General features: G+C 46.7%; 12 protein-coding genes. 2 read left to right on the plus strand and 10 right to left on the minus strand.

Annotation, left to right across the window (positions count from 1 at the left end; all coding sequences use genetic code 11):
• The coding region (locus EJP87_RS06290; RefSeq protein ID WP_227657484.1) for a hypothetical protein at positions 1-234 on the plus strand (234 nt) is incomplete at its 5' end.
• Between the two features lie 290 nt (positions 235-524).
• Positions 525-1,199 carry a LexA family protein gene (locus EJP87_RS06295; protein ID WP_193771186.1) on the plus strand — a complete coding sequence of 225 codons (675 nt, stop codon included), beginning with the start codon at positions 525-527 and terminating at the stop codon, positions 1,197-1,199.
• A 194-nt stretch (positions 1,200-1,393) separates the two neighbouring features.
• Here the strand turns inward: EJP87_RS06295 and EJP87_RS06300 are convergent, their stop codons facing one another.
• The 10 genes from EJP87_RS06300 to EJP87_RS06345 all read right to left on the minus strand — a co-directional run.
• Positions 1,394-1,618, minus strand: coding sequence for an acyl carrier protein (locus tag EJP87_RS06300; RefSeq protein ID WP_130471012.1), 225 nt, complete (start codon positions 1,616-1,618; stop codon positions 1,394-1,396).
• A 29-nt stretch (positions 1,619-1,647) separates the two neighbouring features.
• Positions 1,648-3,441 carry an HAD-IIIC family phosphatase gene (locus EJP87_RS06305; RefSeq protein ID WP_130471013.1) on the minus strand — a complete coding sequence of 598 codons (1,794 nt, stop codon included), beginning with the start codon at positions 3,439-3,441 and terminating at the stop codon, positions 1,648-1,650.
• A 458-nt stretch (positions 3,442-3,899) separates the two neighbouring features.
• Positions 3,900-4,817, minus strand: coding sequence for a methyltransferase domain-containing protein (locus EJP87_RS06310; RefSeq protein ID WP_130471014.1), 918 nt, complete (start codon positions 4,815-4,817; stop codon positions 3,900-3,902).
• A 194-nt stretch (positions 4,818-5,011) separates the two neighbouring features.
• Positions 5,012-5,656: a response regulator gene (locus EJP87_RS06315; RefSeq protein ID WP_130471015.1), complete on the minus strand. Its 645-nt coding sequence runs from the start codon at positions 5,654-5,656 to the stop codon at positions 5,012-5,014.
• Positions 5,653-10,839, minus strand: coding sequence for a protein kinase domain-containing protein (locus tag EJP87_RS06320; protein ID WP_193771187.1), 5,187 nt, complete (start codon positions 10,837-10,839; stop codon positions 5,653-5,655). Before EJP87_RS06320 ends, EJP87_RS06315 begins: the two co-directional genes overlap by 4 nt.
• 435 nt (positions 10,840-11,274) lie before the next feature.
• Complete coding sequence (locus EJP87_RS06325) at positions 11,275-12,102, minus strand: citrate synthase family protein (RefSeq protein WP_130471017.1); 828 nt, start codon at positions 12,100-12,102, stop codon at positions 11,275-11,277.
• A complete protein-coding gene (locus EJP87_RS06330; RefSeq protein ID WP_130471018.1) occupies positions 12,086-12,928 on the minus strand; it encodes a citrate/2-methylcitrate synthase in 843 nt (280 codons plus the stop codon). The genes EJP87_RS06325 and EJP87_RS06330 overlap by 17 nt, the downstream gene beginning before the upstream one ends.
• 65 nt (positions 12,929-12,993) lie before the next feature.
• Entirely contained in the window at positions 12,994-14,814 is a 1,821-nt protein-coding gene (locus EJP87_RS06335) for a thiamine pyrophosphate-binding protein (RefSeq protein WP_130471019.1), read from the minus strand.
• A gap of 832 nt (positions 14,815-15,646) precedes the next feature.
• Positions 15,647-15,937 carry a hypothetical protein gene (locus EJP87_RS06340; RefSeq protein WP_130471020.1) on the minus strand — a complete coding sequence of 97 codons (291 nt, stop codon included), beginning with the start codon at positions 15,935-15,937 and terminating at the stop codon, positions 15,647-15,649.
• 494 nt (positions 15,938-16,431) lie between these two features.
• On the minus strand, positions 16,432-17,024 hold a 593-nt coding region (locus EJP87_RS06345), incomplete at its 5' end, for a glycosyltransferase family 2 protein (RefSeq protein WP_130471021.1).

The following is a 17,024-nucleotide window of genomic DNA, read 5'->3' on the forward strand; positions in this document are numbered from 1 at the left end:
CTCCTGAAAAATGTGTTTTCTGGGATGGTCTCACCTCTCAAAATAAATGGATACCCTGGGGAGAAATGGACGCTTACCTCTCTGAAGCAGATCAACGCCTTTACCAACAGATCATCGGTCCCAAAAGAGAAACTGCTTGCTGAAGATGAGTTGCCCTCCGGGATGATGATCACCCTCCCTCCCCTCACCTACACCAACAAATCAAAAAAAATGTGTGATAAAACCATTCTCTAGACAAGCTCGTATACAAAAAAAATAGACCGCTTGCGCAACACCGGCAGACAACTATAAACACCTCTTCCCTTTGGATGTCGAGATAACCATTCCGTCAATGGGCTGTCATACGAGAAAAATTCTCCGCTTATAGCATAGTCGCGACAAGGGACTATTACCCAGAACATGCCTTACCTCAGGTAATTTTATATGAAACTTAATGGTTGCTCTTGCAAAGTGCAAACAAAACATTGTACCATCAGAAATGATTACCCTAGAGTTATCAAAACAACCCAGCAAGGATGAAGGCCATGACCCTTAGTGAACGCATTCAAACAGCTCGCAAACAAGCAAAACTCACCCAAAAAGAGTTGGCCGATCGAGTCGGCATCAGTCAAACCGCCGTCCACAAACTGGAGTGTGGCCGATCCAAATCCTCCCGCAATACCGTCTCTATTGCCCTGACATGTGGTGTAGATCCCATTTGGCTGGATAGCGGACGTGGGGAGATGTCTCTCGTCGGGGCAAACCCCGGAATGAACCAAAACGACATCAACAAAGCGACTGAAGAGGGTGAAATCTACCGCGTCCCCATCTTTGCCCGCCTGCCCCTCATATCCTGGGAGGATGCCAGTCGCTTATGCGCAGAGCCCATCGAATCTTTCCATCCCCAATCCGTAGAGGCCTGGATCCCCATAGCACCCCGTTCCAGCGACCGCACCTTCGCCCTGCGTGTTCATGATGACTCCATGGAGCCAGAGTTCCGGGAGGGTGATACCATCATTGTTGATCCAAGCCAGCCAGGCAAACACAATCAATTTCTCGTGGCCCGCGTCGAAGGCGACCATATGGCTACCTTCAAACAGTTGATCGTGATCGGTAATCGAACCTATCTGAAACCCTTAAACTCTCGCTATCCCCTGCTCGATATTCAGAGCACCATCCGCGTCTGTGGAGTGGTTGTCGGAAAATATAAAGAATATTAGTCGGTTACAGCAACAGATACCGGTGCCTGCCTGGCATTGGCCAAACGAAAAGAGTGCCGATTCCAAGCAGTTGGTCGGCAAAGAGTGCTTCCATGAGCAGGTGTGGGGTTTTGCCTGCTGACTGCCGTTGGTTGCAGGTCGCCAGTACAGACAGGCAATTTGTTGCGATCACCAGCAATAACGCCATTACTCTGCTATTGAAGAGTCTTGATGGTTGAAATGATCGTTGCCACGCGCATCATTTCCGTAATCTGCTCCTCACTAAAGGTCACTTTAAACTCTTGCTCCAATGCAAGTATCAGGTTCATATGTCTCAGAGAATCCCAGGAATCGATGCTCTCTGGGGAGGAGTCATTGTGTATAGAATCAACCGGGACAGCCATGACATTAGACACAATTTGCTTCACTAAATTTTCCATATCTGCTCCTTTGTAAAAGATATAGCAAACTACTCACTCTCAAGGTGAGTGGTAATGGCATAAAAATAATCCGGGTGAATGGGAAGCGCCTGATCCAGCGGATAGATAAAACGCTTGCTTGCCGATGAGCCATCCTGTTGTGCCGCTACAAAACCTCTCGTGCCATAAAAGCTCTCTGTCTGACTATTCTTGCGCGTGGCATAATACTCCCCTACTGCGACAGTTGCTCCACGTCGTTTGGCCAATAACAGTGCCTGCGTCAACAGCACATCCTCCACCCCTCGACTCAAGGCCCGACAAGAAAGCAAAAATGTGTCAAAATATGCCTGATCCTTTTCATAGCGCAATATACAGACACCAATAATGCCAAAATCGCCAAATTTATCCTCAAGCTGGATGTATAACACATCACTCTCGGCACTCGCGATAAAATGGCCAATATCTGCATCAGAATAACGGCGTGTCGTCAAATTGAACTGATTGGTCTTTTGTGTCAGTTGTGCCACCCTTTGCAAGCTCTGCGCATCGACAAAAGAGACAACAACTCGCATTTCCAAAGATTTATAATAGGTATGCAAATCGCTAGCAGAGTGCAGTATCTGCTGGCGCGCCGCCTCAGCAGTCAGCATACTGCCCCGTGCACGATCTTCCTGCGAGACAGTCAGGGTATCGAATAATCCGCAAGCAGACAATTGCTGGCGCGCTCGAAAAATATTCTCCTTGGGCAAGTGCATCACCTCTACATCAGGCAACTCCTGGCGTACCCAATTGACCTCAAATGCGCTGTCGTCCACAAAAACCATGCTGTCCAGGCCGATATTTATGGCCACCGCAAGTTCCCGAATATTGGTCGCTTTGTCTTGCCAATTGATGCGCCAGGCGGCAAAGTGCTGCCGCTTGAGCACCATCCCAGGATGATTCTGGAAAACTTCCCATACATCTGCCTCATTGTTCTTGCTGCACAGCGCGAGAATGATGCCTCGATGATGCAGGTCGAGGATTTGCTGCTGCAACTCTCTGTAGGCAGAGCCCGGAGAGGTAGTGCCCAGCTTGATCCCGTTCAAGCCATCTTCACCCACAATCCCCCCCCAAAGAGTGTTATCGCAATCCAGAACGAGACATTTTTTATTCTTGCCAAACCTGGCTCGCAAAAATTTGACATCCTCTTGAGCAATTGCCGCGCAAGCCTCCAGGGTGTATGGCGCACGCGCCATATGCCAATATCTTTCGTCGTAAAAGTGGCTCTCACCGACCCGTGCCAAACAGAGCCCCATATCGACAAAGTAGGCGTTGGCAACAGCACTTACCACGGCACGCAGCGCTGTGTTTAATCTCTGCAGGGCATGGCTCTGTCCGGCATCGCTTTGCGCATCAAAAATGCCCAGGGCGGGATAGGCTGGAGGCAAAAAACCATGCCATAGAATCATTGCCGCGCTTTTGGCACGCAGATTGTGCACAATGGCTTGGCAATAATCTATTATGCGCGCCACCTCCTCCTCTATGGCTTGGCTGGAAAGGGCGTTAAAATTACGCGCCAGATCCCAGGAGATCCCCTCCAAGTGCAAAAACACCAGAAGCACATCGGTGGATTGATCGTATACGGTGGATGAACCGGCAATGGCTTCCTGAAACACCGTATCATATTCACCCAGGGTCACCTGCGCATTCAGGCCCAGTTTCAACACGCCATAACGCAGATAGGTCACCAAAGGCTCGATCATAATATTGCGCAAAATGGCAACACGCAGCAGCGGCATTGTAGCAAAATTTTCAGATTGCAACTCTTTGGAAATATCCGAAAAAGAGCGAGATGACATCAGCATGGATTCACCTAGACCTTAACAAAAGCAAAATATAACTGTTCACCGCCAAAAACAACTGCGGGTCCAGGGAGGGCACCTCCCTGGTGGAGTCCAGAGGCAAAGCCTCTGGGATTTTGTTTTTAATCTTGTGCCTTTGGGGCGCCTTTCACAACAAGCCGACGCGCTTTTTGCGTCGGCGCAGCGCGCCTAATGGAAGCAAGCTGTGCGGATTGGCGCGCATTTTTGCGCCAATTCGCACAGCATCCCCATGGGGGTAGAGCTGGCGAGCCAGCACGAATCTGAATAGTTACAGCAAAATACTCAATTTCTACCCATCCTTGCTCACAAGGCAGAGAGAAACTGAAAAAAACAGATTATCCACATCTTCTTATCCACATCTTCCAGCTCAGAGAAGCAAAGCTGAAAACAGAGTTTGACTCTCTCAGAAAGAAAACTGCAATAATCCATTAGATACAAAACTATTTGGCCTCACTGTGCGTCAGAAGAGCCGCATAATTGACTTCAACCCTCTCCTCTTCCCACATGTTTTCTGGTTTGTTTTCAATAGGCAAGGATATGTCAGCCAATATTTTGAAACCTGCTTCCTGCAACTCTTGGCGAATATGATGAACACTTCTGTAAAGATAGGTGTGGTCAATGGCCGGACAGTTGGCACAGGTTGTGATGAACAGATGGCCCTCTGCAGTCAACATGGAGTGCAATTTTTTTAATAATGGTATGGTCTGATCCAGATGTTCCAGAACCTCACACATGGAAATAAAATCATACGATGCACTATCCAAATTCTGGACATCTGAAATCTGAAAAGAGCATGATTGCCCACCTGTAAAATGATCGACAATCTCTTTGGAGATACGCAGAGAAACGGGGCTGATATCAATGGCGGAAAATTGGGCAGCTCGAAAGTGTCGCATGGCTTCTACCAAAAACAGTCCATGACCAGGACCGATTTCCAGATATTTTTTTACGTTGGAAAAACGGGCGATTGTATCCATAAAAAAATCAAACATTGCATAGTGATTTGGCCAAAGAAATTGCGAAACAGCCACACCATACATGTAGGAAGACATCTCGGTTTCTGAATTATAAACATTTGCAAAAGCCGTTTGTGAATCAGCACAACTGTAGACACCTGTGCGCTTAAAAACAACTTGTTGAGAAAGCATGTTTTTGCACATTTTCAAGTAGGAATCTACAATATACTCCTGGCTGAGACCATTTTTTTTCAGCAATCCCAATAAATTTTTGGCAAAACTCTCAGCTCTCAGCCAATATTTTTCATCTTGATGGGCAAGAAATGTATTGATGGCCTTTTTTTGAAAGGGATCACGCTTTTGCACCTTTTCAACAAACTGCATAAAATTTGAACTTTCCATTCACAAGCCTCACAGAAGAACCAGTTAGACAAAAAGGATTCTGGATAAAACAACCAGAGATAAAAAAGTAAACAGACAGCAAGTATCAACAACAGCACTTCTCAACAAATCATCTTGACCATTTCCAGCAAAAATACAACCACCAAGCATCTGTTTGTAACAGCACTCCTTGATAAAGGGATCCCACCTCTTGCTCAAAGGGGTTGTGTTATCTTGTTTTCAATAGCATAGCGCATCAAGGAGGCATTGGTTTTCAACTGCATCTTGTTGAGAACCCGTCTTCTGTATACAGATACTGTTGCCTTGGAAATGGAAAGTTCCTGGGCAATTTCAGTAATGGTTTTACCGGATGAAATCATGCAAAAAACGGTAAACTCCCGATCTGAAAGGCAAGCGTGCAAGGGTTTGTCGCTGTCATTTATCCAACTATTCATCAATATTTCACCCACTTTCTGGGTGAAAAACTTTTTTTGTTTGTAGACCTGACGCACCCCATCCACAAGCAGATGCGAGGGATCTCTTTTGGTCAAAAAGCCCTTTGCTCCCGCTTTCAGATAGGGAATGGCAAGAGGCTCCTCTTCAAACATGGTATAAATCAAGATTTGCACGTCAGGTTTGATGCGGATGATCTGGCTTAACAGTTCCAAACCATCCATATCCGGCAACGAGACATCTTGAATCACCACATCCATTTCTGTAGAGCGAATAATGCGCAGCGCATCACGACCATTCTGAGCCTCGCCAACAACCAGGATATCCACCTCTCTGTTGAGAATTTTTTTTAATCCCTGCAGGACAATATCATGATCATCTATAATGAATGTCTTGATTTTATTCATGGTTTGAACACATCCCCCGATTTGCGCGGTATCGTGACAGCAACAACGGTTCCACCAGTATCGGCATTGCTTATCTGTACACTGCCACTCAACTGCATGGCACGCTCCTTCATACCTTGAATACCCATACCATTTATGCTGATTTCATCCAAATTGATTCCTCGCCCATTATCACTGACGCTCAATAAAATATCTTGCTCGTTCCAATCAAAATAGATAAAGACCTGCGAGGCTCCGGCATGGCGGGCGATATTGGTAATCGCCTCCTGGCCGATTCTAAACAGGGTAATTTCACGCTCCTCATCCAGCCTGATATTTTTGGACTGGGGAACAATCTGCACCGAAAATTGACTACTAAACTGCTTGGCCTGCCATTGCAAAGCAGGAAGAAGTCCACATTGATCCAAGGTTTTGGGGCGCAAGGAGAAGGCAACTCGGCGAATGGTTACCATTGCCTGATCAATATGGGTCAACAAATCCACTATATCCAACCTGGAAACCGGAACACTCTCTTTATTGGAGCCATCCAGGAACAGTTCTGTTTCCATTCTGATGCGCGTCAGTACACTGCCCAGCTCATCATGAATCAACTGAGATATTTTTTTCTGTTCATTTTCCAGCATCATCTGCTGGTGTCTGGAAAGATTGCGCAACTGCTGCTGAAAACTGAGCAGATCTTTTTCGGTTGTTTTCAGCTCTTTGATCACCTTTGCATTGGTCAAAGAGATGGATGCCTGCGTGCCGAGAATGCGAATGGTCTCAACTTGACAGAGAGTAAATACTTTGGTCAATAAATTATTTTCAAGATAGATTATTCTGTTTACTTTATCCTGGTGAAACAGTGGAAGACATAAAATGGATTTTATTTTGTTTTTGGTGACATAATCAGTATGTGCAAATTTATAATCACTGCTTGCATCCTCCAACACCAAAAACTCCTTGGTGCGGAGCACAAACAGTACAATCTCTTTAGAAAAGAGCGCCTGTTCCCCGGAATAAAATGTTGCCACATCCCGGACAGAATCTCTGTTCTCATCAACGCTGGCCAACAAGCTCAATTCGTTGTTTTCAGTAGAAATCAGGCAACCACGTTGCGCCCCGGCATTTTCCATAACAATATGCAGGAGTTTATAGACCAGTTTGTTGAAATCAATCTCACGAGAAATGGCATGTGAGGCTTTGATAATACTGGGAAGATCCAAGGGAACGGAAGATGGTTTTGCATAGGCATCCCTCTGGGTCACAGAGATTAAATCGCTCCCGGCATCCTCCTGAAAATAAAAATCTCTCTTGGAATTGAGAAAAAAACCTGGAAACCTGGAGTTAAGATCTGCAACCTTGGCAAAGGCTCCCCAGCGGCTGTAGGCATACCGGGCTTCACTCAGATGATACCTGGCCAGATGTTCCACTCCTTGTTGCAGATAAAAACAGCCAGCCAACTCAAACGCCATGGCCTCAATGTGTATAAATCCATATTTTCTTGCCAACTCGATCGACTTGTTATAGGCCGCCTGGGCCAAAACATCTTCTCCAAGCACCCGATACTGCTCGGCATCCACCAGTTGCACCATTTGATCCAGATTCATCGGTCCATACAGGGCCCACTTTCTCATACGCATCTGATTGGAGCGAACACGCTCTATAGACTGCTGCTGTTGGACAAAATCTCCCTCACTGAAAATGGCCAAGTGAAACAGGGAGTCAAAGAATAAAAATATGGGAACCTGCGCATTACCAGCAAGCACATCCAGATTTTCAACAACCCTGGCGATTAATTTTTCGCATCCCTCCCATTTTTGAAACAAAAAGCGCAATATTAATTGGATGATTGAAACATTACAGTTGATAACCCTGCCCCCTGTCTCCAGCAGTTTTTGCAACTCTTCTGTTTCATTATATTTTTCACCAACCAGAAGATGCGGAATGCGTGCCTGTCCCAATAAATTCAAAATGGCCTGGTGAGTAAGATCGACAAAACCAACCAAATAGACATTTTTTAATGCAATCAATTGATTGCGATACTCCTGCACCTCCTTGTCTGCCAAAGAGAGCGCTCTGCCAAAGAAAAATGATTGCGCTACATAAATGTAAATATTATATGAAACACTTTCAATATCACCCACATCCAATCCGGCACTGATCCCATCCTTATAGGATGGCAATATTGTAGATATATAGTGTTCCTTCCAATGCCTAATAGAAACATTATATTCAAACAAGATGCGAGTTTTATACTTATTATTGTTATATCTACCCATTAACAGAATGGCTGTCTGTCCGAACATATATCCAGATTCAATATCATCACGGATACCACATAAACACATTCCAGCATAGTCACAAGTGATCACAGAAGAAGAGATGGAGTGGCCATATTTGATGATTTGTTGCATGCCACAGACCAGCAAAAAGGGCATCCATCGCGAACCTAAAATCGTTGCCACCGGTACAACAGTTGCAATTATTTTCAGCGCCGACTCAATGCGTAAATCGGTGATGTCTGGACGGTCAAGAAACCACTCCAATGAGCGGCCACTCATCGCCTTATCCAAAATGGCCCACTCCTCCTCAATTTTCTGAGCAGAGGGTTCTGCTTCCGGCAAAGAGAGTCCCAAAATCCGCAACAGGTTTAACCCATCATTGAGAGCTTCGGAAAACTGCATGGAGGATGTATCGGCGATAATTTTATTTTCTTGTACTTTGATGCTGTCCATGAGCTGGTGGGCATTTTTTTTGACCGACTCGACCAGCTCCAGCATTTGCTGGTAGTATCCGGCAACATATGCAACCTCTACAGCATAATTATGCAGTTGTAACACCAACTTATAATGAGTCAACCATCCTTCCTCACCAAATATCTTGATACCCATTCTAAAATAATCAAATGCGGCATTGTGTGCCGTAGAGAGCATGGCTTGCCGACCCATCTTAAAATTCAGCTCGGCAAGCTGACACTGCTCCAAGTGTGACATCAAGGATATGCTGATATTGAGATGCCTGGTTATATTGGAAAGCTGGGCATGGTTCATGTCTGAATGGCACTTCTGTTGCAAAAACCGTCCAATCTCTAGATGAATCCTGGTCCGCTGTTTTGATTCAATCATGGAATAGGTTGCCTGGTAGACTCTGTCATGAACAAATTGATAACTCATTTTTGGCTTTAACATATAGGCAGTCAACTCCTGTCTTGCCTCATAGGGAATAATAAAGCCATCTTTCAGCAGCTCACGACAGATCATTCCACTCTCTTGTGCGGGCAAGCCCATGACCGCAGCCAAGGTCTCCACATCAAAGGTCATGCCGATGCACGAGGAAATTTGCAACAACTCCTGATTTTTTATGCTTTGCTTTTTTATTTTGCTTATTATCAGATCGGCGACATTTTCTGTAATATTCTGCCGACGAATACCGTTCAGATCCCAGGACCAGATACCATTTTTCAGGTAGAGCAAATTTTCGTTATAGAGAGAGTTCAAGAACTGTTTCAGAAAAAATGGATTGCCATTTGTCTTGGTCATACACAGATCAACCAAGGTGCTTACCTCTCGCGGCTTGCGCTGCAAACATTTGGCGACCAGGTGGCTCACATCTGTCCAGCTCAACGGCTCAAGATTGATAAAATTATCGGTTGAACGTGCAGTTTCTATATATTTATCAAACCAACGCACATGGGGGATATTTTGCAAACCGGTATCACGATAAGAAAAAATCAGTAACAGATATTTTACGTCAGGATCAATTATCATCCGTTCCAAAAGCTGGAGTGACTGTTGATCTGACCATTGCAAGTCATCTACAAAAAGCACCAGAGGTACCTTTTTCTGGCAAATAATCTTTACCAATTCCAGGAATGCCAGTTGAAATTGGTCGCGCAACTGCTGCGGAGGCAACTCCATGGTTTGGTTTTGCGCACCAAAAACCACCTGTAATTCAGGAATAAATCGACAAATGACCTCCCTTTTTATCTTTGAAATCAGCAATAATTTTTCTTTCCAAGTGGAAAGATGTTCGTTGCTTTCGGTCAATAGTTGACTCACCAGCTCACGAAAAGCGTGCACAACCGGTCCATGGGGTGCATTGTTTCCTGATTGGTCAAACTTGCCAGAAACAAAATAGCCACTTAAAAATACAGCTTTGCTGATGGCTTCATGAATCAAAAAGCTTTTTCCGACACCCGCTTGACCTGTCACAAAGACGACTTGCGACTCTCCCTGACAGGTGCGCTCAAAAGCGGTTGTCAAGATCTGCAGTTCCGTATCACGACCAAAAAGCTTCTGTGGATAGATAAAATGTTCGGGAACATCAAAGCGACCCAGCGCAAAGGCAGGGATAGAGTGGTGCTCTTGCCAATGTTCCTGACAGCTTTGCACATCTCTCTTGAGGCCGTTGATGGTTTGATAGCGCTGTTCAGGCTCCTTGGCTAACAGTTTGAGAACAATTTGCGAAAGCACTATCGGCAGATGCGGATTTTTATCATGGGGCGGCTGCGCCTGTCGCGCCAGATGACAGTGCACCATTTCCAAAGTATCGCTACAACTAAAGGGTGGGCTACCCGTCAACAAAAAATAAAAAGTGGCACCCAGAGAATAGAGATCGGTCCGAAAATCCATGGCCCGGTTCATCCGCCCGGTCTGCTCAGGAGCGAGATAGGCCGGAGTTCCTTCCAGGTTGCGATAGTTCCAACTCTCCATATACTCCCTGGTCAAAATTTCCGAAATACCAAAATCAATAACTCTTACCCAATCTTTTTCCGGATTCCAAAGAATATTTGACGGATTAATATCTTTGTGCAACAGCAAATTTCCGTGAATCTGCTCGACAATGGCGATGATGTGCAAAGCAAGAGAGAGAAATTGCCCAACAGACAACGCCTCGCCCTGCAGATGCTGCTCCAGGGAGTCGCCACCCATATCTTCCAGAACGATCATCAGACTGTTATGGTGTTGGACCAGCTCATGGACCTGGATCACCCGCGCCGCATGGTCCGATCCATATTTGGCATGGCAGGATTGTAATATTTCATGCTCCAGGCGAAACCTCTCCAGCTTCTCCTGGTTGGGATGAGAGTCGTTTAGCACTTTAAGTATTACAGGGTCGCCATTCTTGTTCCAGCCACGATAGACGATTGTTTGCTCGCTGGTGTAGATAATTTCCTTGGTCTGATACCCGCCGGTGAGGAGCATGTTATTATCTCTAATTATCTGAAGACAAAAAATAAACATGCACATCATCAGTGCCATGAGTCGCCTGCATGCCGCAGGAACAGCCCTCGCCATTGGGTACGACGACCCTCTCCCCAACCTGCCGTGCACGAAGCTGCTTTGTTCATGACTTGCTCATGATGGCCACACTTATGCTGGCAGTGTAACTGTGGGTCAAGAACGATGCAAGCAAGTTATGAGAAAGACAATCGATAGCCGTCAGGGAAGATAAGCTGGATCATCGTTGCGACCAATAGCATGGCAGCACTCTGGATGAGCACTGGCGCAGCAATCTCCCATTTTCAGCAGGATCTCCACTGCCGTCATGCACACAAACTCTGCTTCGGCAGTCAATCAACAGATGCCAGTCACCAACAGGCGCAGATCTGTGCACTCTGCTCCTGATTGGCATACACATCATACTGCCTCTGGATATTGGCGCTGCGCTTTTCCCAGATAGTGGATGTCGGTGCAACGCAAGGGCAAAAACGCCTCTGCCGGACGGTCCCGTGCATCGGCATAACATGCCAAAACACCACTGGATACCAAAGTTGCATAGATACGTCCCACCTCCACTGGACTAAATCCCTGATCAGCAAGAAATGCCGACAAATAACCTGCTGCATTTATCTGTTCACTATGCTGCTCATGCAAATATTTGCCAATTTGAAAGGCCAGCTTCAGATGGGCTTGCATGGGAAAACCCAATCGTTTGCGCGTGCGCTCCATAGCCGGAATGCGCAGATCCCCAGAGGCTACCGGGCGCGAATAACCCACTATGTAGCCTCTTCCCAGTTTGCTTTTGAAAGCCTCAGCAACAATCTCACTGACAGGAATACCGTCAGCCTTTTGTTGCAGAGCCTGTTGGATAAACTGCATGCTTCTGACCATGGTGGGCGGACCATATGCCATCGAGTCTGCAGCAAGCGTCCCCGCCATGGTGGCCGCCACGGGTGAGGTGCGCAGCGTTCCAGCAAAGGCACCAATCTGATTGCACCAAATGCGGGCATCCGGCCAGCTTGCACACAAAAAAGAGGCTTCCAACCAGGCTCCCAAACGTTTGCCAGGCAAACGACCGGTCGCATTCAATACCATCACCCGCATGAGTGAGACCTTGCCTAACAGATCCTCCATCATCGAGTAGCCATGGCAATAGACCCCCTGACCCACAATCCATCCGCCTTTTCGGCTACGAATGAGGTTACGGTTATGGTCCCAAAAAGAGGTATCAGTTGGTTTGGGCATCGGATTCTATAATATATTGGTTGTCTTGAATAAAGGGATAGGCTGTCAACGGTTGCAGCCGATATTCCAACCCGTGGGCCAGCATTCCTGGTGCAGACAACAGTTGGAACAAGGTAGCCCCCACCCATGGCGTCATGCCCGAAAAATTCATATCCAAAAATGCCGCCGCGGCGACCCCAGGTATGCGCCATCCCATACCGTTATCCTGCAACGCATCCGCAAAAGCCACTCCCCAGCGCAATGCCTTGCCCGCTCCTGCAAGGGCAGACAAACGGGCGGCAATATTGTGTGCCAGCGGATCGATGCCTCCAAAACAGCTCCCAAAACCGGCTGCTATTACCCAATCTTGCTGTTGTTCGGGCCTTGGTTGCAACGCCAGCCGCTCTTTGACGACTTGCTGGGGATCTTTGTGGATATGATAGCGTAAAAATTCCATGCTGTGGGATACTTCCCCTGCTCCCATATGCTCCCCACCCAGAATGGTGAGGGCGATGGGCAGAATGTGCATGGGGTTGCTTTTACCCACACCGGCAGTAATGGCGGCGCGGGTGGCAGGATGTCGAGGACCGGGATTTGCCAAAGCAATCATTAACTGACGCAACAGCTCCTTGCGTTCTGCGGTCGGCAACTCTCCCTGCAACAACAATAACAGCATATCCTCAAAGGAGCATCTCTCCATTAACGTCATCAAGTCATAGCCATGGCAATAGCTTGCTTGTGCAAGATAGGGATTCTCTGCGGAGGGGAGCTCCTGCCAAATATGGGTAGTTATCTGTTCGGCAAACACTCCTTTGCGTTTTTCATCTTGCTTGATTGCTTTTTTCATTGATAACTTCTACCAGGCAATGCGACGTTGATTGTGAAAAGCTGTGCATAAAGCGTTGCTGCTGTTCATGAAGCCTGTCCCGGTCTACCCAATGCTTTTAGACGATTGCCAATGGGTGGCACCTCTTCGGGATCAATATGGACATCCAGAATGGTTGGCCCCAGTCTCCGACACATTTTTTCAATATCAAGCGCCATAAAATCAGATGATTTTTTGATAACATAGCTATCTGCTCCCATGGCCTTACCCATCATGGCAAAATCAACCTTGGGCAGTTCAAAACCGATAGCTTCGCCGCCACCAAGACGTTGCCCATGTTTCACCATGCCCAGAGCCCGGTCATTGAGAATCACAAAGATCACCGCGAGTCGCTCGGCTACAGCCACAGTCAACTCTTGACCACTCATCAGAAAACTGCCATCCCCCGTCACACAGACCACCGGTGCAAAGCGATTGCCCAAGGCGGTACCCACTGCGGCTCCGATTCCCCAGGACATCGCACCAAAGCCCATGCCAATACGGTAGTTATTGCTTTGTCGGATACTCAAATAATGGGTCATCCAGGCCCAGGAGTTGCCCGCATCCACCATAAACCGGGTATTGTCCGGAAAAAGGCGTGCCAGATTATACACCAACTGCTGCGGTTTAATCTTGTTGCCAGCCGCAATATGAAAATGCTCATCCTCCAGCTTGATGTTGGTGGGATGATGCAAGGTCACATAGTTTAATGGGCGATCCTGGTCGGAAATGGGCATGGCAAAAGCCTTACCAGGAAACGGATAACCTGCATCGAGAATTTTGTTGGCCTGTTGAATCAAGGCGCTAAAGGTAAGTTGCAGATTGCCGACCAAATGTTGCTTGGCCATCGGAGAATAGGGAAAATTATCTCTGTTGGCATCGATATGGACCAATTTATCGGTCAGCAGTTGCGCATCCCAACCACCGGAAGAGATTTCGCTAAAATTGGTGCCCACAGCCAGAATCAAGTCTACATCCTTGTCCAAGAGCACTTTATGGGCACTGGCATGACCGGCAAATCCGAATACACCGTGATATAAAGAATGATAGGCATTGACCAGAAACTTACCTGCCGGGGTAGTGACAATCGGTATCTGCGTCAATTCAGCAAACTCCATGATCTGGTCAATCGCTGAATATGCTCCTTTATCCAGAAAAATCACTACTTTATGCGAGCATCTTATTCTCTGGCATAATTTATTGATCCCCTTCTCGTCGATTGTTTTTGGCTCCTGCAAGATCTCCTGAAGATTGAACATGCTTCCCAGTTGCACATTCATCTCCTCGCCCAAAATATCATAAGGAATATTCAGATGCACCGGCCCCTTTGGATGGCTGAATGCAGCGGTCAGCGCCTTGATCAGTTTTCTTTCCAACTGGTTTGGATGAGAGACCATGCTGTTGTATCTGGTGCAACAATCAAACATACCGAGAACATGGATGGACTCTTGGGTAGACTCTTGGAGCGCATTTCTGCCAAAATTGGGTAAGGCGGTCTGCGCGGTAATCACCAACATCGGAATCCGATCTTCATAGGCTGAGGCAACACCAGTAATCAAGTTGGTTGCTCCCGGACCAGTGGTGGCGCAACAGACCCCAAGCCGTGAAGATTCCCGCGTATATCCATCAGCCATAAAGGCAGCGCCGCTTTCATGGCGCGCTACCAAGGCTCTGGGCATCCTTCCTTGCCTGGAAAAACGAGCCAAAGCATTAAAAAGTGGCTCGATAGCCCCCCCTGGAACACCAAAGATATACTCAACTCCGATTTGCTCCAAATAGTACAGAATAAGATCCGCACAGGTGAGTTGAATTTGCCTACTTTCCGATTCTATGAACGGAATAACGGTACCTACAGAAGCTGCATTCATGGCTATGCTCTTTTCTGAAGTTGCAAGAACCAGGACAATATAACAAAACATCGTAATCATTCACCACCCAAAACAACTGCGGGTTCAGGAAGGGCACCTCCCTGGCCGGGTCCAGGGATGGAATCCCTGGGATTTTGCTTTTAATCTTTTGCCTTTGGCGCGCCTTTCACAACAAGCCGACGCGCTTTTTGCGTCGGCGCGGCGCGCCTAATGGCAGCAAGCTGTGCGAATTGGCGCGCATTTTTGCGCCAATTCGCACAGCATCCTCATGGGGGTAGAGCTGGCGGGCAGGCACGAACCTGAATAGTTACAAAACATCAAACAATTAAGTATAGTTTTTAGCAATTTTACTGATTATCGGTTCAGACGTAACATCGCCCTTCTTGAATAGAGAGATCCCCCACCCGTTTTGACCAAAATGATGGTCAAGGATGCCAAACGGTTAACATTATTGCGTTCCATGCAAAAAGAGCTCAGCGGAAACCGGTAAAAATATAACTGCACAGGCAAGCAACAGGTTATAAGTAAATTTTGCTCTTATTGCTGAAATTTCTCATTTATTGCCGTCGACTCTCCACCACATTGACTAATCAACGCTCAAGAAGTGGACACCCCCAACTGGATCTTTCAGGCAGCTTGGGACAGTTGTATTGGAAACATAAATGGGGGGGCTTTTCCATAGATCTGTACTACCCCCCCTGCTGTCTCCCTGACCATTCTGCCGGGTTTGCGCCTTTGGACGCCGATGATACTCTTGTAAAGTGCAAATTTACTACTGTCGTGCAAAAAGCTATTTCTGTCATTCTGGTGTCGTAATTCCAACACAAGTTGGTCAATGTTCATGAGGACCGAGACTTTGCAGTGGACCATTTATTGTTTGAACAATCTCTTTTGCTATATCACTGAACTCTTTCCATCTGCGGTCCACTATTTCGTCTATTATTTTTTTTACCACACCTGTTTTTCCGATAGACTCAATTTGACCAGGATAGGCTCTCCTTATTGACTCTTCGGTGTATAATTGATCGACATCGCCCACTGATTCATCAATAGAAAGAAGGTGGTCATTGCGGCAAATAATGCGCGCTACTACTTCGATCATGCTGCTGGTATCACTAGTCATGCTATTGTACTCCATCCGTGAAAGTATGCAAAAATACTGCGAATTATCTGAAGGATGCTCAAAGCTTCGGCATACATACATCCTGCTAACGATTCTGCATCGTTTCAGTATAGTATCGTCAGATTGCACAATCTCACAATCATACGAATTATAAATTTAGCATGCGTAGACAACAGACAGCTTGTCATATTCTTGGTGACATTCTCTATTCTCTGTATTAACAATATTGTTTGCAAAATATCTTGCTTATAATTTTATGATTGTGTCATATTCTATATGCACAGATGTGTAACAACTTTCCACTATTGTTTATTTTGATACTATTAATATTCTTTGGTTTACCAGCAACAAAGATCTGCAGCAAATGAACAGTTGCCATATATTGCTGCCAACTTACTGTAATCATTGAGATCTGCCAGTAACCCCCCCGTGCACAAACCGGGATCCAGGAGGATCAACTGAGGCATGCCGGCAAGCACTGGCAACAGCAGCACTTAACCTGGTGCACGCAAAGAGCTCACTGCATCTCTCTCCTTTTGCTTGCCACACCAGCGCTTGAGGTCGATCCAGAGCAGTTTTGGCAAGATTGCCAGCCAGCGTATCCAAAGCAACAGATCCACCAATCTCAGACCCCAGGCGGGATAGGTCTCGGAAAAATGACGATGAAAATAGCGCATCAATCCCCTCGTTTTATGCCATTCGACAAAAACTCTGGAGGTATTGCTGCTGCCTCCCAGATGGCGAACCGAGACTGACCCACAATAGAGAGTTGTTCCACCGGCCTTGTGTGCGCGCAGACAAATATCAATATCTTCGACATGTAAAAAATAGCCTGCATCCAGACCACCCAAGGCTTCCCAGGCGTGGCGCGGCAACATCATCAGTGCACCGGATACTGTTGGCAGCTCGATATCCTCTTGTTCTTTTGGGGTGTTATGCCAGTTGAAAGCGGCAAAATAGGGATGATGCGGGAAAATCTTCCACAAGCGTGCATAGTCCACCATGGCGCGCCATGGAGTCAGAAAGGCTCGCCGACCACCGCGTTGTTCTGTACCATCCCAGTTAAGCAGACGCGCCCCGACAATCC

The organism is Candidatus Magnetaquicoccus inordinatus (assembly GCF_004217665.1).
GTDB lineage: Bacteria > Pseudomonadota > Magnetococcia > Magnetococcales > Magnetaquicoccaceae > Magnetaquicoccus > Magnetaquicoccus inordinatus.